General features: G+C 65.3%; 20 protein-coding genes. 10 read left to right on the plus strand and 10 right to left on the minus strand.

Annotated features, from left to right (window positions below):
• Positions 1-14: 14 nt before the first annotated feature.
• Positions 15-1,796: a flavin-containing monooxygenase gene (locus tag EOD43_RS22100; RefSeq protein WP_127746532.1), complete on the minus strand. Its 1,782-nt coding sequence runs from the start codon at positions 1,794-1,796 to the stop codon at positions 15-17.
• A 107-nt stretch (positions 1,797-1,903) separates the two neighbouring features.
• Here EOD43_RS22100 and EOD43_RS22105 point away from each other — a divergent pair, with 107 nt between their 5' ends.
• Positions 1,904-2,473, plus strand: a complete 570-nt coding sequence (locus EOD43_RS22105) for a TetR/AcrR family transcriptional regulator (RefSeq protein WP_276318217.1) — start codon at positions 1,904-1,906, stop codon at positions 2,471-2,473.
• On the opposite strand, the gene EOD43_RS22110 is transcribed toward EOD43_RS22105, so the two are convergent.
• From EOD43_RS22110 to metZ, 5 genes are all read right to left on the minus strand, one after another.
• Positions 2,448-3,371 (minus strand): AEC family transporter, encoded by a 924-nt coding sequence (locus EOD43_RS22110; protein ID WP_127746536.1) that lies wholly within the window; start codon positions 3,369-3,371, stop codon positions 2,448-2,450. The two genes, EOD43_RS22105 and EOD43_RS22110, sit on opposite strands and share 26 nt — an antisense overlap.
• 157 nt (positions 3,372-3,528) lie before the next feature.
• Complete coding sequence (locus EOD43_RS22115) at positions 3,529-3,765, minus strand: hypothetical protein (protein ID WP_127746538.1); 237 nt, start codon at positions 3,763-3,765, stop codon at positions 3,529-3,531.
• 11 nt (positions 3,766-3,776) lie between these two features.
• Entirely contained in the window at positions 3,777-4,562 is a 786-nt protein-coding gene (locus tag EOD43_RS22120) for a LysR family transcriptional regulator (protein ID WP_127746540.1), read from the minus strand.
• Positions 4,559-4,957: a Co2+/Mg2+ efflux protein ApaG gene (gene apaG / locus EOD43_RS22125; protein ID WP_127746542.1), complete on the minus strand. Its 399-nt coding sequence runs from the start codon at positions 4,955-4,957 to the stop codon at positions 4,559-4,561. Before apaG ends, EOD43_RS22120 begins: the two co-directional genes overlap by 4 nt.
• 13 nt (positions 4,958-4,970) lie before the next feature.
• Entirely contained in the window at positions 4,971-6,176 is a 1,206-nt protein-coding gene (gene metZ / locus EOD43_RS22130; protein ID WP_127746544.1) for an O-succinylhomoserine sulfhydrylase, read from the minus strand.
• A gap of 153 nt (positions 6,177-6,329) precedes the next feature.
• Between metZ and EOD43_RS22135 the strand changes: the two genes are divergently transcribed.
• Genes EOD43_RS22135 through EOD43_RS22145 form a run of 3 tightly spaced genes read left to right on the plus strand, consistent with a single transcriptional unit; the run spans position 6,330 to position 7,753 of the window.
• Positions 6,330-6,878: a glutathione peroxidase gene (locus tag EOD43_RS22135; RefSeq protein ID WP_127746546.1), complete on the plus strand. Its 549-nt coding sequence runs from the start codon at positions 6,330-6,332 to the stop codon at positions 6,876-6,878.
• A 12-nt stretch (positions 6,879-6,890) separates the two neighbouring features.
• Complete coding sequence (locus EOD43_RS22140; protein ID WP_127746548.1) at positions 6,891-7,376, plus strand: PaaI family thioesterase; 486 nt, start codon at positions 6,891-6,893, stop codon at positions 7,374-7,376.
• The gene (locus EOD43_RS22145) at positions 7,373-7,753 is read left to right on the plus strand and encodes a PaaI family thioesterase (protein ID WP_127746550.1); all 381 of its coding nucleotides are present in this window, start codon (positions 7,373-7,375) and stop codon (positions 7,751-7,753) included. The genes EOD43_RS22140 and EOD43_RS22145 overlap by 4 nt, the downstream gene beginning before the upstream one ends.
• On the opposite strand, the gene EOD43_RS22150 is transcribed toward EOD43_RS22145, so the two are convergent.
• Positions 7,750-9,309: a methyl-accepting chemotaxis protein gene (locus EOD43_RS22150; protein WP_127746552.1), complete on the minus strand. Its 1,560-nt coding sequence runs from the start codon at positions 9,307-9,309 to the stop codon at positions 7,750-7,752. The genes EOD43_RS22145 and EOD43_RS22150 overlap by 4 nt on opposite strands.
• A gap of 4 nt (positions 9,310-9,313) precedes the next feature.
• Positions 9,314-9,637, minus strand: coding sequence for a hypothetical protein (locus tag EOD43_RS22155; RefSeq protein WP_127746554.1), 324 nt, complete (start codon positions 9,635-9,637; stop codon positions 9,314-9,316).
• A 188-nt stretch (positions 9,638-9,825) separates the two neighbouring features.
• Here EOD43_RS22155 and EOD43_RS22160 point away from each other — a divergent pair, with 188 nt between their 5' ends.
• The 4 genes from EOD43_RS22160 to EOD43_RS22175 are packed head-to-tail and all read left to right on the plus strand — an operon-like array spanning position 9,826 to position 12,063.
• Positions 9,826-10,125 carry a hypothetical protein gene (locus tag EOD43_RS22160; protein ID WP_127746556.1) on the plus strand — a complete coding sequence of 100 codons (300 nt, stop codon included), beginning with the start codon at positions 9,826-9,828 and terminating at the stop codon, positions 10,123-10,125.
• Between the two features lie 48 nt (positions 10,126-10,173).
• A complete protein-coding gene (locus EOD43_RS22165) occupies positions 10,174-10,626 on the plus strand; it encodes a TlpA family protein disulfide reductase (protein WP_127746558.1) in 453 nt (150 codons plus the stop codon).
• A complete protein-coding gene (locus EOD43_RS22170; protein ID WP_240653470.1) occupies positions 10,602-11,336 on the plus strand; it encodes an extensin-like domain-containing protein in 735 nt (244 codons plus the stop codon). Before EOD43_RS22165 ends, EOD43_RS22170 begins: the two co-directional genes overlap by 25 nt.
• Positions 11,337-11,367: 31 nt before the next feature.
• Positions 11,368-12,063: a glutathione S-transferase gene (locus tag EOD43_RS22175; protein ID WP_127746560.1), complete on the plus strand. Its 696-nt coding sequence runs from the start codon at positions 11,368-11,370 to the stop codon at positions 12,061-12,063.
• Here the strand turns inward: EOD43_RS22175 and EOD43_RS22180 are convergent.
• Entirely contained in the window at positions 12,060-12,770 is a 711-nt protein-coding gene (locus tag EOD43_RS22180; protein ID WP_127746562.1) for a hypothetical protein, read from the minus strand. The genes EOD43_RS22175 and EOD43_RS22180 overlap by 4 nt on opposite strands.
• A gap of 11 nt (positions 12,771-12,781) precedes the next feature.
• Positions 12,782-13,990 carry a toxic anion resistance protein gene (locus tag EOD43_RS22185; RefSeq protein WP_127746564.1) on the minus strand — a complete coding sequence of 403 codons (1,209 nt, stop codon included), beginning with the start codon at positions 13,988-13,990 and terminating at the stop codon, positions 12,782-12,784.
• Between the two features lie 346 nt (positions 13,991-14,336).
• On the opposite strand from EOD43_RS22185, the gene typA reads away from it, so the two are divergent.
• On the plus strand, positions 14,337-16,157 hold the full coding sequence (typA, locus tag EOD43_RS22190) for a translational GTPase TypA (RefSeq protein WP_127746566.1): 1,821 nt from the start codon (positions 14,337-14,339) through the stop codon (positions 16,155-16,157).
• Between the two features lie 223 nt (positions 16,158-16,380).
• Positions 16,381-17,859 (plus strand): hypothetical protein, encoded by a 1,479-nt coding sequence (locus EOD43_RS22195; RefSeq protein WP_164857399.1) that lies wholly within the window; start codon positions 16,381-16,383, stop codon positions 17,857-17,859.
• Positions 17,860-17,872 lie beyond the last annotated feature (13 nt).

A 17,872-nucleotide genomic window follows, 5' to 3' on the forward strand; every position in this document is an offset into this window, starting at 1 on the left:
CCTCCATTGTTCGATTATTTGGTGATTTCGAGACCTTCGAGCGATCCTTCGGCCCGCCAGGCGCGCAGGATATCGATATAATCCATCGTCTTGCCCATGTACGGGGCGCTGCGCGCCGTCGCCATGTCGCCCATGCTGCCTTCGTTGTTGGTGTAGCTGGGCGTGCATTCGAGATTGAACTTGGCGGTCGCCATCAGGAAGCTGAAGATCACGCCCATCCACGCCTGTTCGGCGGCCTCGGTCGGCTCGACCGTGCGGGCACCATCCTTGAGCAGGCCCGAGACGATCTCGCCGACATGGATCGACAGCTCGTTGATGCCGTGCAGGAAGTTGATCCCCTGCCCGCCCTGAATGATGCTGAACATCACGAGATTCGGGAAGCCGCGCGTGAAGATGCCGTGGAGGGTGTGCGCGCCCTCCTTCCAGCTGTCGGTGATCGCCTCGCCACCCTTGCCGTGCATTTCGAAGCCGAGGCGGCGGGTATAGCCGGTCGTCACCTCAAAGCCCGAAGCGTAGATCAGGCAATCGACCTCATATTCCTTGTCGCCAACGACCACGCCCGTCTCGGTGATCCGCTGCACGCCGTGGCCGTCGGTATCGACCAGCGTGACGTTCGGGCGGTTGAACGCGGGCAGATATTCGTCGTGGAAGCAGGGGCGCTTGCACATCGCGTTGTACCAGGGCTTCAGCGCCTCGGCGGTCGCGCGATCCTTGACCGTGCTGTCGATGCGCGCGCGGATCGCTTCCATCTTGGCGAAGTCGGCGATCTGGCGCCGTTCCTCGTCGGTGTTGGTGGCGGCCAGCGGCACGTCGCCCCCGAGGATTTCAGTCCAGCCGTCCTTGATCAGATCTTCTTTCACCGGCGTGCCGGTGACGATCGAGGTAAAATTCTCGATCCGCTGCTGCTGCCAGCCGGGCTGGAGCGACTTCGCCCATTCGGGATCGGTCGGCCGGTTGCCGCGCACGCCGACATTCGAAGGGGTGCGCTGGAAAACGTAGAGATGCCCCGCCGCCTCGGCAAGTTTGGGGATCGCCTGCACCGCCGTCGCGCCGGTGCCGATGATGCCGACGCGCTTGTCGGCGAGCTTGACCATCGGCTCGGTCGGGCTGCCGCCGGTATAGTCATAATCCCAGCGGCTGGTGTGGAAGCTGTGGCCCTTGAAGCTTTCGATGCCCGGAATGCCCGGCAGCTTCGCCTTGTGGAGCAGGCCGCCCGCGACGATCAGGAAACGCGCGCTCAGCTTGTCGCCGCGATTGGTGCTGACCTGCCAGCGCGCCGTCGCCTCGTCCCAGTCGGCGCCGGTGACAAGCGTCTGGAACAGGGCGCCGTCATAGAGATCGAATTTGCGGGCGAGCGACTGGCAGTAGGCGAAGATTTCGGGCGCCTTCGCGTACTTTTCGGTGGGGACGTATCCCATCTCCTCCAGCATCGGCAGGTAGATGTAGGATTCGACGTCGCACGCCGCGCCCGGATAGCGATTCCAGTACCAGGTGCCGCCGAAGTCGCCGCCCTTTTCGATCACACGGACATTGCTGACGCCCTGCTGCGCGAGCCGCACGCCCGCGAGCAGGCCACCGAAACCTCCACCGATGATCACGACGTCGAGTTCCTCGGCCACCGCATCGCGGGTGAAGCCCGGCTCGACATAGGGATCGGCGTCGAAATCGCGATAGACGCCGGAAATCTCGAGATATTGGGCATTGCCGTCCGACCGGAGGCGCTTTTCGCGCTCGATCCGATATTTTTCCTTGAGCGCATCGGGAGAAAATGCGTTCGCAGCAGCCTGTTCAGTCATACCCGCTCCATTCTTGTAAACAGTCGTTTACTCGGGCATGACGGTCGGTGCAATCGGACATTGTGGGAGGGAAACGAATTTTGGCGAGCGCGACGGGCAAAACGGTTGTGCGCGATGCGGAAGGCACAAGGTCGCGGATTTTGGCGGCTGCCTGCATGCAGTTCGGCGCGCGCGGCTTCGCCAATACGGGCGTGCGCGACATCGCGGCCGAAGCGAGCGTGAACCCCGCGCTGGTGCTGCGCTATTATGGATCGAAGGAGGGGCTGTTCCGCGCGGCGCTCGACCATTCGATCTTCATGGACCCGGTCTTCGCGCTGGAGCCGGGGACGATGGGGCAACGGATCGTCGAGATCTTCCTGGCGGCGAACGAGATGCCGAGTCCCTTGTCGATGATGATCCTGTCGGCGGGCGATCCGACCGCGCACGCCATTTCGGTCCGCGCGCTCGACGAGAAGGTGATCCGCCCGCTGGCCGATTATCTGGACGGTCCCGATGCCGAGGCGCGCGCGGCGTGCCTGAACCTGCTGTGGAGCGGATTCCTGACCGCGTGGAAGCTGCTTCCGATCGCGCCATTGTCCGACGATCGGCTGCCGATGATCGCTGGCTGGCTTGCGGACGCAACGCAGGCGATCGTCGACGGAAAGTTCGGGCCTAAAGGATCGCCATCAGCACCGTGATCGTCACGATCGAGAGCGTCGTGGTGATCAGGATCGTGCGCGCGGTGAGATTGGCCTCACGCCCGTAAAGCTCGGCCAGCATGAAGGGACCGGTGCCCGTCGGCAGCGCGGCGAGCAGGACCGCCGCCTTCGCCCAGACCGGCGGCAGCGGCCACAGCACATAGGCGATCAGCCAGGTGATGGCCGGCTGCACGAGCAGCTTGAAACCCGCCAGCAGGCCCACCGCCTGCCCCGGCACCTTCGGGCGCGGTTCGCCGACGAACAGGCCGAGCGCGACCAAAGCGCAGGGGCTGGCCGCCGCGCCGAGCAGTTCGGCGAAGCGCGCGACGGGCACCGGCAGTTCAACGCCGCCGATCGAAAACAGAGCACCCGCCGCCGGCGCATAGACCAATGGGTTGCGCGCGGCCGCGAGCAGGGCGCGGCCCACCAGGGTCGGCAGGCTCGCCTCCGGCTGCAACGCGGCTTCGATCAGCAGGATCGAGAAGGCGAACAGCAGGCACACTGTCAGGATCGACGCGATCGACGCGGCCAGCACGCCGGTTGCGCCCAGCAGGCTGAGGCACAAAGGAATGCCGATGAAGGCGGTGTTCGAGTAACCGGCCGCAAGCCCGTCGACGATCGCATCGGCGGTGGGGACGGTGCGCCGCCGGATCAGGATCGCGGCGGCGAAGATCACGAGCGAACCGGCGCCCGACGCGACGATGAAGCCCGGCTGCCAGATTTCGGCGGGATGCGCCTCCGCCATGATGCGGAACAGCAGGACGGGCAGCGCGAGCTTGGTGACGAAGCGGGTGAGTTCGGCATGCGAGGCCGGACCGAACGGCCCCCAGCGCCGCCCGGCATAGCCCAGCCCGATCGCCGCGAAGATCGGCGCGATCGCCGAAAGGACGGTTAGCATGAACGCAAATCCTCCCCCGGAGGGGGAGGGGGACCGGCGCAGCCGGTGGAGGGGTAGCTGGAGAAAGAGTACATCGCTGCCGGCAAATACCTCTCCACCACCCTACGGGTGGTCCCCCTCTCCCTCCGGGAGAGGATTTTGGAGTGGTTCGATAGCCTCAATCCCCCCGCTCCGCGCGACGGCGTTCCTTCTCCGCCTTCTTGGCGGCCTTGCGATCGCGTTCTTCCTGCTTGCGCATCTCGCGCCCGCGGTTGCGATCGGCCTCGTCCTGGCTGGTGGTCGTCCAGTCGACCGCCTTGCCGGCGACCTTGAAGGGGGCGGTCACGACCGTCTTGGCGGTCGAGACGCAGCCGGCGAGGGCCACGAAGCTGGCGAGGATCAGGACTTTGCGCACGAAACGGACCTTTACGAAGCGGTGAGCATGGCGACGAGCGCCTTCACCTTCTTCTGACGCCATTGTGGCGTGGGTGCGACCAGCCAATAGCCCTTCGGCGACGGCTTGGGTTCGCCGTGGACGCGCACGCGCCCCTCGGCCACGTCGCGTTCTACGAGCAGTGCCGGGACATGCGCCGTGCCGAAGCCCGCCGCCGCCGCGTCGATCGCGAGGCCCGCATCAGCGACCGTCAGCGCACCTTCCTTGTCGCCCGCAGGACAACCCGGCCAGCCGATCGATGCGCCGTCCGCCAGGCCCACCGTGACGATCGCGCCTTCGGCCAGTCGCACGCCTTCATGCTCGCCCGGGCCATCGGCATAGCAGATGGCGAGATCGAGATTGGCCTGCGTGAAATCGAGCCCCTCGTCCGACGAGAGCAGGACGAAGCGCGTCTCGGGATCGGAGCGGCCGAAATCGGCGAGGCGCGGCGCGAGCCACTTGGCGGTGAAATCGCGCGGGGCGGCGATCGTCAGCGTCTTGGACGACTGGCCCGCCTGCATCGCGCGCACGGCCTCCTCGAACTGCAGGAAGCCGGCACGCAGCGCCTCCAGCCCCGCTTCGCCCTCGGGCGTCAGTTCCAGACCCTTGGCGGTGCGGCGGAACAGGACGACGCCCAGCGTATCTTCGAGCGCGCGGATCTGCTGCCCGACGGCCGCCGGCGTCACCGCCAGTTCGTCCGCTGCGCGAGTGAAGGACAGATGACGCGCGGCGGCATCGAGCACGCGCAGACCGTTCAGGGGAAGATGCGTGCGCTTCATTGGATAACCGCCGGACCGATCAGGGTGAAGCGCGGGATCGCCGCTTCGAAGGTGGAGCCGTCTTCGGCGACCATATGATAGCTGCCCTCCATCGCCCCCGTCGGCGTACCGAGCGGGCAGCCCGAGACATAGTCATAGCTTGTGCCCGGCTCGATCACCGGCTGATCGCCGACGACGCCTTCGCCGCGCACTTCCTGTTTCACGCCGCGCCCGTCGGTGATGATCCAGTGGCGGGTGAGCAGCTGCACGGCCTGCTTCGAGCCGTTTTCGATGCGGATATGATAGGCCCAGAACCAGCGGCCACGGCCCGGCTCCGACTGTTCGGGCATGAAGGACACCGACACCCGCACCGTGACGCCGCGCGTCTCGGCCGCAAAGGGGAACAGGCTCTTCATCCCCGCATCTCCCTTACAGCCCGACCGCCTTGAGCGCGCGATCGAGATCGTCGATCAGGTCGAGCGGATCTTCGAGGCCCACGTTCAGGCGCAGCATCCCTTCCTCGACACCCATCTCCGCGCGCGTCTCGGCACTGAGGCCGGCATGCGTGGTCGAACAGGGATGCGTCATCAGCGAGCGCGAGTCGCCGATATTGTTCGAAATGTCGATCAGCTGAAGGGCATCGAGCAGGCCGTGCGCCTGCGCGCGATCCTCAACGAAGATCGACAGGATCGTGCCGCCTGCCGTCATCTGCTTGGTCGCCAGATCATATTGCGGGTGGCTGGGCAGGAACGGATAGAGCGTGCGATCGACGCGCGACTTCAGGAACTGCGCGACCTGCAGCGCATTCTCGCTCTGCCGGCGGATGCGCAGATCGAGCGTCTCAAGCCCCTTGAGCACCACCCACGCATTGAACGCGCTGAGCGTCGGCCCGGTGTTGCGGGTGAAGCTCAACAAGGTTTCGTTGATGAACTTGTCGGTGCCGCAGACCGCGCCCGCCAGCACACGCCCCTGCCCGTCCATCATCTTGGTGGCCGAATAAGCGACGATGTCCGCGCCATAATCCATCGGCCGCTGCAGCATCGGGGTGGCGAAGGCATTGTCGACCACGGTCAACACGCCCGCTTCCTTCGCGATCCGGCACACGGCCTCCAGATCGACGATCTCCAGCGTCGGATTGGCCGGCGTTTCGAAGAAGAACAGCTTGGTTTCGGGCTTGATCGCGGCCTTCCAGGCATCGGTGTCGGTGCCGTCGACGATCGTCGCCGTGATTCCGAAACGCGGCAGCAGCGTATCGGTCAGCCAGCGGCACGAACCGAAGGCGGCGCGGCCGGCGACGATATGATCGCCCATCTGAAGCTGGCACAGCAAAGCCGCGGTCATCGCCGCCATGCCCGTCGCCATCGCGCGGCATGCCTCGGCGCCTTCCATCAGCGCGATCCGTTCCTCCAGCATCTCCACGGTGGGGTTCTGGAGACGCGAATAGGTCATCCCCTTCTGCTCGCCCGCGAAGCGCGCGGCGGCATCGCCCGCGCAGTCATAGGCATAGCCAGAGGTGAGGAAGAGCGCCTCGCTGGTCTCACCGAAATGCGAACGCACGGTGCCGCCGCGGATCGCCTGGGTCGCGGGGCGCCAGTTGCGGGTGATCGAACGATCCTGGCCGGTCAGCTTCTTCATGCGCGCCGCTTTGCCGCCGATAGGGCGCGAAGGCAATGGTAGAGGGCATTGCGCCTCCAATCCCTCCATTAGGGGAGGATTTGGGGATGGGGGTCTTGTCCCCGTCACGATCGGCCCGATATGCCCGGACGGTTCTCAGGAAAGGATGATTCGATGGCGACCGAGATTCAGCAGGTTCCCCTCAAGACGATCGACGGCAAGGACGCGACCCTCGGCGACTATGCCGGCAAGGTTCTCCTGCTCGTCAACGTCGCGTCGAAGTGCGGCCTGACCCCGCAGTACGAGGGGCTGGAGAAGCTCTACACCGATTACAAGGCGAAAGGCGTCGAGGTTCTCGGCTTCCCGGCCAACAATTTCCGCGAGCAGGAGCCGGGCAGCGACGAGGAGATCGCGACCTTCTGCACCACCAATTACGGTGTCGATTTCCCGATGTTCGCCAAGATTTCGGTCAAGGGCGACGATCAGCACCCGCTCTATCAGAAGCTGACCAGCGAATATCCGTCGGCCTTCTTCAAGGACAATGTGTTCAAGGATCGGCTGGAGGGCTTCGGCCTGAAGCAGGACAAGCCTTCGGACGTGTTCTGGAACTTCGAAAAGTTCCTGGTCGCCAAGGACGGCACCGTCGCGGGCCGCTTCGCGCCGGATATCGCGCCAACCGATCCGATCATCACCGACGCGATCGACAAGGAACTCGCCAAGTAAGACTGGCGTGACATGGGGGCGATCGGCGGCGTTGCGCCGATCCCCCAACCGCTTATGCAGGATCGCATGGAGCCGAACGACCCACCCCCGATCGAAATCGATACCAAGCTGGTCGCATCGCACGGCCATTCGCAGGCGATCGGCCTGCGTTTCGTGGGCAGCGGCGACGACTGGGCCGAAATGGCGTTCGATTACGATCCCAAGCTGGCGATGAATGCGGAGACCGGCGTGCTCGCCTCCGGCCCGCTCATCTCGCTGATCGATTCGGCAAGCGCGGTCGCGATCCTGGCGAAGACGGGGCGTGGCCGGCCGATGGCGACGCTGGACATGCGGATCGATTATGTCCGCGCCGCCGTGCCCGGCAAACCGATCATCGCGCGCGGCCAATGCTACCGCGTCGCGCGCAACGTCGCCTTCGTCCGCTGCGACGCGCATGACGGCGATCCGAACGATCTGGTCGCCCACGCGATCTGCAGCTTCTACATGAGCGACGAATGACCGACTGGCTGCCCCCTTATGCCGATTTCCTGGGCATCCACCGCGTCGCCGGTGCCGATGAGCCGCGGATCACGATGGCCTATGCCGACAATGTTCAGGGGCGCCCCGGCTTCGTTCACGGCGGCGTGATCGGCGGGCTGCTGGAAATGGCCTGTTACGAGGCGCTGATCGTGCAGCTGGGCGAGGATCGCCCCAAGATCAAACCGATCAACGTCGCGATCGATTTCCTGCGCGGCGGGTTGATGCAGGACACGTTTGCCGTGGCGACGATCCAGCGGATCGGCAAACGGATCGCCAATGCGCAGGCGATCGCATGGCAGGACGATCGCGACCGTCCGATCGCCACCGCCCGGATGCATTTTCTGCTGGATCGTTAGGCCGCGCGGCGGCGCGATACAGTCGGAGCTTCGGCTCCACCAAGCCGATAGTGACGCACATTCTGGCCGAGCCGTGCGGTAAGCGCGCGCAGGCGCCGGACCGACGAATCGCATTCGTGCGCCATGCTGGCCGAGACATGCGTGCCGCGCGACAAAGCCTCGACCGAGCGGGCCATCTCGCCAAGGCTGTCCGACTGATTGTCGGTCGCCGCGACGATCTGCTGCATCAGCGCCGTGACCCCGCCGATCGAAGCCGCGAGTTCGTCGAGCACCCCGGCCGAACCCGACACATGCTGCATGCCGATATCGAGCCGCTGCTTGGCGTTGCCGATCGACTGACGCACTTCGCGCGCCGCGCCGGCGGTGCGTTCGGACAATGCGCGCACTTCATGCGCCACCACCGCGAAGCCATGCCCCGCCTCGCCCGCACGCGCCGCTTCGACGCCGGCGTTGAGCGCGAGCAAATTGGTCTGGAACGCGACCTGATCGATCAGGTCGACCATCGTGACGATCCGCGAAGTCGACGCGACGACTTCGTCCATCGCGCTGCGCATCGCGGCCGCCAGTTCGCCGCCGCGCGCCGCATCGCGCTCCATCGCGTCCATCCGGCCGGCGGTGTCGCGGGCGCGCGCGGCAATCGTCGAAACCTCGTCGGACAAGCGGCCCAGCGTCATCGTCGCCTGGCCGATCGTGTCGGCCTGATGCCCGCTATGATCGGCGAGTTCGGTCGATGCCTCGGCGATCAGCCCGCTCTCGCTTTCCACCTCGTGCGAGGCGGAAACGATCAGGCCGATCATCTCGGCCAGGCTGGCTATGCTGGCGTTGAAGTCCTGTTCGATCTGGCGATATTCGGTCGGCAGCGTGCCGATGCGGCGGCCCAGATCGCCCTGCGCGATCGCGCCCAGCGCACCCTGCAGCTCGCGCATCATTGTGCCCTGCGCCTGTGCGGCGGCGGCATGTTCGGCGGCGCGGGCGGCTTCGGTTTCGGCGCGCGCATCCTCCGCGGCGATCAGCTTTTCGCGCTGCGCCGCGATCGTGTTGATCAGGCGCGCCAGCCGCACCGCCAGCACCATCAGCGCGCCCGATTCGATCAGCACGATCACCGCGTGGAGCATCACGCGGCGGATATCGCCTTCGCTGTCGAACACGAAGCGCGGCATCACGAAGCTGAGCACCAGATGGTGGAGCGCGGTGGCGAGCGTCGCGATCAGGATCGGGCGCCAGTCGCACAGCAGCATCAGCGCGGCGATCCCGGCGAAGAAGATCATGTGCATGTCCATCTGCCACAGATGGCCGCGCATCACGAACAGCATGATCGCCGGGAAGGCCGGCACCGCAAAGCCGAAGGTGGCGCGCGCGAACATGTCGTGCCGCCCGCTCCACGCCAGCAGCACCGGCAGCGCGAACAGGCCGGCCGAAAGCCCGGCGACCAGCGGCACATCGCCCCGGCCCATCACCCAGGCCGTCAGCACGGCGACGATGCCCGCCAGGCCCAGCCCCGCACCGAGCACGCGGACGCCGATACGGCGGAGTTGATCAAGGGAGAGAATGGGCATGATGTCAGCTCGCTTGGGCTAGTCGCGTGGTGCACAACGTGGGTGACGCCGGCAGCAAAAGGGCGCCATGCGCGATCGCATCGCCCAACAGGGCGTCACGATCGGCGATGACGATGATCGAACCCGGCAGACGGCCGAGCCCCGAAAAACGGATGTCGCTGCGCTGGTCGAGCCAGGGCTTGGCCGGAATGCCGGTCACGGGAACCACCAGCATCGCGCCGCTCCGCGCGGGAAGCGCCAGGACGAGGCCAAGACCGACGACCGTGAGCGCGCATTGCGCCACGACCGCCGCCGCCCCACCGGCCCTTTTTCCTGCAAAGCCACGCATCGACACCTCACACAGAGGCATCGGCTTAGTCGCAAAGGTTTTCGGAATGCTTAAAGTTACAGTTATTCAAGATTCCCGAAAAGTATAATCAGCTTTATCGGGATCGTTTCAGCAAAGCACATGACCCATATCACATCGCGACCCACGGCCCGGTCTTAATCCGGGCTGTACGACAGGGGAGTAAGACGATGGCCTTTCAGGATTTCGGGATCGCGCCGCCCTCCGACGCTCCCAACACAAATACCCGCCCGGTTGCCGCCCCGGCCGCAACCCCCGCGCCCGCCCGCCGCCGGATTACAGCGCGCAAGCGCCGCATCGACACGGGCAAGCTGATGGCCGCGATCTTCGTCGGCCTCGTGATCGCGGCGATCGGCATCCGCGCCGGCCACGCGACGGAATCGCTCGCGATCGGCATCCTCGCCGCCGACATCGCCTTCCTCCTCGTCGCGGCCGGCTGGTCCGCCGTCGCGAACAACAAGGCGCGCTGAACGCCCCTCCCCCCTGTTCGCACCGCTCGGATTTGCTAGAGCGGCGCGATGGCGATCCGCAGAACGCTCCGCTTCCTCCTGATCGGCCTCGCGCTGACCGCTGCGGCACTGCCTTCACCTCGCCTGATCGATGGCACGGACGCCCCTGCTACTCTCCCCAAACCCGCGATCGTGCTGTTCTGGGCAGCGTGGTGCGCGCCGTGCCGCGCCGAGGTGCGCGACTATGCGATGCTCGAAAAGGCGGCGGGTGATGTGCCGCTGATCGTGCTGTCGGCCGAAGGCGGCACGCGGGCGCAGAACCTGTTGTCCAATGTGCCGCCGACGCACCGACGCTTCCCCGCCGATGCGAAGAGCGACATCCTCGCGGCCTATCCCGCCACGCGCGGCGCATTACCTTTCGCAATGGCGGTGGATCGCAAGGGGCGGATCTGTGCGCGCCACGCCGCGGCCGCCATCGACGCCGGCACGATCGCCATATGGCGGGAACGCTGCGGCCGATGAGCCTGCGCAAGATCGGGCCCCGTCTGCTGATCGCGGTGCTGGGCGTCGCGCTGGCGCTCGGGATTTGGGAATATGGCAAGCGCAATCCGGCGACCGTGCCGTGGGGGCCACTGAACCTCGCCGATCCGGTGGGCCGATTCACCAGCTTCAAGCTGGACAAATTGCGCGAGGATTTTCCGGGGTGCCGCGCACTGCTCGACAGTGCCGGGCAGCGATATCAGGTGCTGCCGCCGATCGATGGCGGTTTCTATTGCGGCTATCGTGACGGGGTGCGGCTGGGGCCGGGAGGCGGGGCGCCCTTTTCCCCGGCGGCGACCACATCGTGCACCGTCGCGGTGGCGTTGTTCCTGTGGCAGAAGCAGGTGATCGATCCCGCCGCCGAGGAGCATCTGGGCGCGCGCGTCACCCGGATCGACAGTTTCGGCAGCTACAATTGTCGCGGCATTCGCGGCGGGCGTGAGGGGCGGTGGAGCGAACATGCCACCGCCAATGCGATCGACATTGCCGGCTTCCGCCTGTCCGATGGCCGCCGCATCACGATCGCCGGCGACTGGAACCGCGACGATGCGCGCGGCCGCTTCCTCCACGCGGTGCGCGACGGGGCGTGCCGGATCTTTTCGACCACGCTGTCCCCCGATTATAACGACCTGCACCGCGACCACCTCCACCTCGATCGCGGGCGGCGCGGCGGATGGACCTATTGCCGGTGAGCTTGGTTCTCCTCATCGAGAGGAGCGCGCGATGGCTTATCAGCTCTGGTATTGGACCGGGATTCCCGGACGCGGCGAGTTCGTGCGGATCGCGCTGGAGGCGGGCGGGATCGGCTATGTCGATTGCGCACGCGAGCAGGGCGACGCGGCGCTGGTGAAGGACATGTCGAAGCGCCGGCCCGAGCCGTTCGCCCCGCCCTATCTGGTCACCGGCAATCTGGTGATCGCGCAGACCGCCAACATCCTCGACTGGCTGGGCCGCAAACATGGCCTCGCCCCGAAGGACGAGGCGGGCCGGCGCGCCTGCGCGCAATATCAGCTGACGATCGCGGATATGGTCGCCGAGGCGCACGACGCGCACCATCCGGTCGCGTCGGGCCTCTATTATGAGGATCAGAAGAAGGAAGCGAAGCGGCGGGCGGAGGATTTCCGGACGAACCGCATGCCCAAATTCCTGGACTATTTCGCCCGTGCGCTGGGCAAGGCCGACTGGCTGGTCGGCGATCGCTGGACCTATGCCGATATGTCATTGTTCGTGCTGGTCGACGGGCTGCGCTTCGCCTTTCCGAAGCGGATGAAGACGATCGAGGCCGATCACCCCGCGCTACACGCCCACCTCAAGCGCGTGGCGCATCTGCCCGAATTGTCCGATTATCTCGCGAGCGACCGGCGGCTTCCTTATGGCGAGGGCATCTTCCGCCATTATCCCGAGCTGGACGCGGATTAAGCCTCGCTGCTGTCGCCGCGATATTTGAGTTCGAGGTAGCGGCCCTGGGTTGCGAGCTTGTTGAGGTCGCCTGATGCCAGCTGTTCGCTCATCCGCGACAATTCCTCGTCGACGACCTTGAGGCCTTCGACCAGTTGCTTGTCGGGGGAGAGGCCGCCGTTGCGGCTGTCGCGGCGTAGCCCTTCGGGGAGCTTGCGATAGCCGTCGACCAGTTCGGGCAGTTCCTCGGCGATCAGCTTGCGAAACTCGAACGCGGCGGGTTCGCGCGGATCGAGCGTGGCGAGTTGGGGGCCGATCGCCTCCAGCTTGATCCCGATTTCGTCGGCGAGGCGCTGCGCAGGCGCGGGAAGCGCGGGGCGCTGCGCCTCCAGCCAACGCTCGGTCTTGGACGGGAGCGCGGGCAGGTCGCTCTTGGCGATCTGTTCGGGCGTGGGTTCGGCGGCGCTTGGCCAGCCCATGACGGTGAAGAACACCAGTGCCATGCCGACGAGCATGGCGAGGAAGCCCCACACGCCGATTGGCATCATGCTGCCGATCACGCCGGTCGCCAGCATCACCGCGAGGATGCCGAGAATCGCGATCTTGAGGCGACGGAAGAAGCCGATCACGCGGCGGCGATGCGCCTTGATCGCGCGCGGCGATGTCTGCGCGCGGACGCGGTTCAGCACCTCCTCGGCGCGGTCATAGGTGCCGCGAGTGTCGACCATCAGCCCCTCTATCAGCCTTCCAGAGCCGCCAGCGGATCGCTGCCGCGCCCCTGCGACTGGGCCTGCGCAGCGCCCTCGGCCCGCGCGATATAGCCCTTCGACTTTTCGACCTCGGCGGTGAGCGTGCCGACGGTCTGCTTCATCGACGACAGCGCCTCGACCTTGAAGCGATCGATCGCGTCCATCGTGTCGTAGATATTCTGGAAGGCGCGCTGGAGCGTTTCGACGGGGATCGTCGACGATGCGGCCTGCTTGTGGATCTCGCCGGTCTGATTCTTGAGCATCGAACCGGTGCTCTCGATCATGTTGGCGGTCGTCGTGTTGAGCGCAGTGATCTGTTCGAGGACCAGCTTCTGGTTGCCCAGCGCCTGCGCGACCGTAACGGCGGTGCGCAAAGCCGCGACCGTCGTGGTCGATGCGCGATCGACGCCCTTCACCAGTTCGACATTGTTCTTCTTGACCAGATCGAGCGCCAGATAGCCCTGCACCGTCACCGCCATCTGGGTCAGCAGATCCTGGCTGCGCTGACGCACGTAGAACAATGCGGTCTCGCGGATCGCCTTGGCCTTTTCCGGATCGGTCGAATCGAGTTCGAGCGCCTTGGCCTCCAGCCGCTCATCGAGCGTCTTCGACAGGTGGATCATCTGTTCGAGCCGGCCCATCGCCGCCCACAGATTCTGCCGCTCGACATCGATCGCGGCATTGTCCTTGATCAGTTCGTCCTTGCCCGAGGCTAGGCTGCGCAGGATCGAGGCGATGTGGCTCTGCGCGCTCTTATAGCTGTCGAAATAGTCGCGCATCTTGTTGCCGAACGGGATGATCCCGAACAATTTCTTGCGCTGGAACAGATCGCCGCGCGCGCCGGGATCGAGATCCTCGATCGTGCGGCGCAGCTGGGCCAGATCGGCGCCGACGCCGGTATCGGCATCGATCGCGCGCACAGGCCGATCGAGGAAGCGATTCGACTGGCCGGCCGCATCGGCGATTTCCTTGCGGCCCATATTGCTGATGGAATCGACCTGCTTGCCGAATTCGGGGCTGTTCACATCCTGCGAAACGAGCGCCTCGATGAAGCCGTCGACCTTCTCGTCGAGCTTCGAACGCTGTTCGTCCTTCAGGGGCACCAGCCCCGCCGCCTTTTCGGGGGCGAGCACTTTGACCGGCGCGGGCGCCTGGAGGACCAGATCGGCTTCCTCGGTGGCGGTGCTGGTCGTGGCCATTCGCTGCGTCTCCCTATTCCGGCGCGCAAGATGGCGGGCCGAGGTGCATTATTCAAGCGATACGGTCCTTACGACTTAAGTTGCATAAATTGAAATCGCCGAAAGTTGCACGAAACGCAATCGCACTTGCTGCATCAACATTTGTCGAATCATCCGCTGCACCGCAAAAGGGACGGGCCTTTCAGGCATCCTCTCCTAAAAACTTTCGGGCCGGTTCCCTCGGGAGCCGGCCCATTTTTTCGTCTGGCGCCTATCCGTACGATCGTGACGGCGCTCGCCCTTGTTGCAACGCGCCAAATCCGATATGGGCGCCGCCAACTTCTCCATCTTCAGGATTTTCGAGACCATGAGCCTGCGCAACGTGGCCATCATCGCGCACGTCGACCACGGCAAGACCACGCTGGTCGACCAGCTGTTCCGCCAGTCCGGCACCTTCCGCGACAATCAGCGCGTCGAGGAACGCGCGATGGACTCGAACGATCTGGAAAAGGAACGCGGGATCACCATCCTTGCCAAGCCGACCTCGATCGAATGGGAAGGCACCCGCATCAACATCGTCGACACGCCCGGCCACGCCGACTTCGGTGGCGAGGTGGAGCGCATCCTGAGCATGGTCGACGGCGTGATCCTGCTGGTCGACAGCTCCGAAGGCGCGATGCCGCAGACCAAGTTCGTGACCGGCAAGGCGCTGGCGCTGGGGCTTCGCCCGATCGTCGTCGTCAACAAGGTCGACCGTCCCGATCAGCGCATCCAGGAAGTGCTGGACGAAGTGTTCGACCTGTTCGTTACGCTTGAGGCGACCGACGAGCAGCTCGACTTCCCGGTCCTCTATGCATCGGGCCGCAACGGCTATGCGTCGGACGATCACAATGCGCGTTCGGGCACGCTGACCCCGCTGTTCCAGAAGATCGTCGATCACGTGCCGCCGCCGTCGCTCGACGTCGATGCGCCGTTCAGCTTCCTCGTGACCCTGCTCGATCGCGACAACTTCCTGGGTCGTATCCTCACCGGCCGCGTCCAGTCGGGCGTGGTGAAGGTCAACCAGCCGATCCACGCGCTCGACGCCGACGGCAACGTCATCGAATCGGGCCGCGCGTCGAAGCTGATGACCTTCCGTGGTCTGGAGCGCGTTCCGGTCGACGAAGCCAAGGCGGGCGACATCATCTCGCTGGCCGGCCTGACCGTCGCGACCGTGGCGAACACGATCGCCGACACCTCGGTCTCGGTGCCGATCAAGGCGCAGCCGATCGATCCGCCGACGCTGTCGATGCGCTTTGCCGTGAACGATTCGCCGATGGCGGGCCGTGAAGGTTCGAAGGTGACGTCGCGCATGATCCGCGATCGTCTGGAGCGCGAAGCCGAATCGAACGTCGCGATCAAGGTGACCGAGAGCGCCGACAAGGACAGCTTCGAAGTCGCCGGCCGCGGCGAGCTTCAGCTGGGCGTGCTGATCGAAACGATGCGCCGCGAAGGCTTCGAGCTGGGCATCAGCCGCCCGCGCGTGCTGTTCGGCGAGGATGAGGACGGCAAGAAGACCGAGCCGTACGAAACCGTCGTGATCGACGTGGACGACGAATTTTCGGGCACGGTCGTCGACAAGATGAACCAGCGCAAGGCCGAGATGACCGACATGCGTCCGTCGGGTGGCGGCAAGACCCGCATCACCTTCTCGGCGCCGTCGCGCGGCCTGATCGGCTATCATGGCGAGTTCCTGTCGGACACGCGCGGCACCGGCATCATGAATCGGCTGTTCGAGAAGTACGGTCCCCACAAGGGCAATATCGAAGGCCGCAAGAATGGCGTGCTGATTTCGAACGGCGCCGGCGAAGCCCAGGGCTATGCGCTCGGCCCGCTCGAAGAGCGCGGCATCCTGTTCGTCGGTCACGGTGAAGCCCTCTACGAGGGCATGATCATCGGCGAGAACGCCAAGACGGACGACCTTGAAGTCAACCCGATGAAGGCGAAGCAGCTGACCAACTTCCGCGCTTCGGGCGGCAAGGACGACGCCATCCGCTTGACCCCGCCGAAGAAGATGACGCTGGAACAGGCGATCGCCTATATCGACGATGACGAAATGGTCGAAGTCACGCCCAAGTCGATCCGACTGCGCAAGCGCTTCCTCGATCCGCACGAGCGCAAGCGCCAGGCGCGCGCCAAGGCGGCCTGATCCCTAATCGGGGCGACCTGATCCTGAAAAAGCCCTCGGGAAGCTTGCTTCTCGGGGGCTTTTTCTATCTACAATGACACGACGATAGTCCTCGGGGGAGGCCGGCGTGGTGAGCGGAAGCGGGACTTCAAAAACGTCGCTTTTCTACCAAGTCGTTCCGGCCCTAATTCTTATCCTCATCATCGCCGGCACCGCCCAACGCGCGCTTTGGGTCGATGAGGTTATGGCGATGGTCAATTATCCGATGCGCAGCATCGTAGGATTGTTCGATCCGCTGCCTTATTATTCGCAGGCCGCGCCCCCATTGTTCAATCTGCTCTGCTCCGCCGCCGCCTTGCTCCCCCCGGTCGCGGGGCGGCTGCTGCTGGCGCTGTTCGTGATGGCCGGGCTGTTCTGGGCGGTGGCGCGCGCTTATGGGCCGCGACTGGCGTTGCCCGCGATCGCACTGCTCAGCGGGCTCGTCCCGGCGCTCACCATCTATGCGACCGAGCTGAAATTTTACGGGCTGGAGATGGCGGGGGTCGCCATCATCATCGCCTGGTTCCTCACCAAATCGCGCCGCGCGCCGTTCGGCGGCGTCGACGTGCTGATTCTGGCAGGCGCAATGATCTGCGGCCTGTCGAGCGTGCTGATCGCGGGCATCACGGTCGCCTTGTGGGCCGGCCTGGCCTTCGCCCGTCGTCGTCGCCTTGCGCCCTCCGAACTGGCATGGGCTGCGCTGCTCGCTCTGCTCGCTGTCGGCTATTATGCGCTGATCCAGCGCGGCACGACGATCCAGATGCACAATTTCCCCAACGCCTACGGGCTGGAGGGGATCGACGTCGCCAAGCTCTTTTCGCTGAGCATCTATCGCCTGTTCGGCAATCGCACGATCCTGATCGCGATCGTCCTGCTGATCAATCTGGCCGACTATCGATCGGCGGGCACACAGAAGCTGTTCGCCATTATCGCCGCCGTGCTGCTCGTCTGCGCGATTCTGGCGGCGGTCGGCCTCTATCCGGCGATCGCGCCACGCCATGTCGCCTGGGCTAACGCCTTTGCCCTGATGCTCGTCGCCAATGCCTTGCGCTTCCTGATCGGCGCCCTGCCACGCCTCGACCGCACAAAGCGGATCGCGGTGATGCTGCCGCTGGCCGGGATCGCGGTCGCCGCGACCGGCGTGACGGCGATCAAGGCGACGACGATGCACTTCACGACCGAAGACAATGGCCGTCTCGTCGCATGGCTGGCCAAGCCCCGGACCGAACCGATCGGCCTCTGGGCGGGGACGCAGCCGGTGATCGAATATTACAGCGCCTATGAGCCGGCGATTAAGCGCAACCGCTATTTCGGGACCACCAACCGCCGCTCGGCGCGCATACCCAACGAGTTCCTGACCGAGGATTTCCTCGACGAGCCGCATGACGAGATTGGCGACGTGATCGAAGCCCGGCGCGACGATCCCGGCGGCTATGATCTGCGCGTAATCTACCTGATGGTTCAGAACGACCGGCCGCCGGCCGACGCCCTGATCGCCGAGGCGCCGCGCGATACGCCCTTCTTCATCGCAACCAGCCATGCCGATTGGGAATCGCCCCTCTCCTTCTCGCGGCAATCGCGGACCGCTCTGGTCGGCGCGCTCGACGCGGCCGATTGCAGCCATGCGCTCGAACTCCAGGGCAAAGAGATTTTCGTGCTCAAGGCCACCTGCCCCGCCAGCTAGCGCAAACGAAAAA

It is taken from the genome of Sphingomonas crocodyli (genome assembly GCF_004005865.1).
Classification (GTDB): Bacteria; Pseudomonadota; Alphaproteobacteria; order Sphingomonadales; family Sphingomonadaceae; genus Rhizorhabdus; species Rhizorhabdus crocodyli.

Bases quoted from the DNA above. Each gene is read 5' to 3' on its own strand.
- EOD43_RS22100 (WP_127746532.1), bottom strand. From the start codon at position 1,796: ATGACTGAACAGGCTGCTGCGAACGCATTTTCTCCCGATGCGCTCAAG.
- EOD43_RS22110 (WP_127746536.1), bottom strand. From the start codon at position 3,371: ATGCTAACCGTCCTTTCGGCGATCGCGCCGATCTTCGCGGCGATCGGG.
- EOD43_RS22120 (WP_127746540.1), bottom strand. From the start codon at position 4,562: ATGAAGCGCACGCATCTTCCCCTGAACGGTCTGCGCGTGCTCGATGCC.
- apaG (WP_127746542.1), bottom strand. From the start codon at position 4,957: ATGAAGAGCCTGTTCCCCTTTGCGGCCGAGACGCGCGGCGTCACGGTG.
- metZ (WP_127746544.1), bottom strand. From the start codon at position 6,176: ATGAAGAAGCTGACCGGCCAGGATCGTTCGATCACCCGCAACTGGCGC.
- EOD43_RS22135 (WP_127746546.1), top strand. From the start codon at position 6,330: ATGGCGACCGAGATTCAGCAGGTTCCCCTCAAGACGATCGACGGCAAG.
- EOD43_RS22140 (WP_127746548.1), top strand. From the start codon at position 6,891: ATGGGGGCGATCGGCGGCGTTGCGCCGATCCCCCAACCGCTTATGCAG.
- EOD43_RS22145 (WP_127746550.1), top strand. From the start codon at position 7,373: ATGACCGACTGGCTGCCCCCTTATGCCGATTTCCTGGGCATCCACCGC.
- EOD43_RS22150 (WP_127746552.1), bottom strand. From the start codon at position 9,309: ATGCCCATTCTCTCCCTTGATCAACTCCGCCGTATCGGCGTCCGCGTG.
- EOD43_RS22155 (WP_127746554.1), bottom strand. From the start codon at position 9,637: ATGCGTGGCTTTGCAGGAAAAAGGGCCGGTGGGGCGGCGGCGGTCGTG.
- EOD43_RS22160 (WP_127746556.1), top strand. From the start codon at position 9,826: ATGGCCTTTCAGGATTTCGGGATCGCGCCGCCCTCCGACGCTCCCAAC.
- EOD43_RS22165 (WP_127746558.1), top strand. From the start codon at position 10,174: ATGGCGATCCGCAGAACGCTCCGCTTCCTCCTGATCGGCCTCGCGCTG.
- EOD43_RS22170 (WP_240653470.1), top strand. From the start codon at position 10,602: ATGGCGGGAACGCTGCGGCCGATGAGCCTGCGCAAGATCGGGCCCCGT.
- EOD43_RS22175 (WP_127746560.1), top strand. From the start codon at position 11,368: ATGGCTTATCAGCTCTGGTATTGGACCGGGATTCCCGGACGCGGCGAG.
- EOD43_RS22180 (WP_127746562.1), bottom strand. From the start codon at position 12,770: ATGGTCGACACTCGCGGCACCTATGACCGCGCCGAGGAGGTGCTGAAC.
- EOD43_RS22185 (WP_127746564.1), bottom strand. From the start codon at position 13,990: ATGGCCACGACCAGCACCGCCACCGAGGAAGCCGATCTGGTCCTCCAG.
- typA (WP_127746566.1), top strand. From the start codon at position 14,337: ATGAGCCTGCGCAACGTGGCCATCATCGCGCACGTCGACCACGGCAAG.
- EOD43_RS22195 (WP_164857399.1), top strand. From the start codon at position 16,381: ATGGCGATGGTCAATTATCCGATGCGCAGCATCGTAGGATTGTTCGAT.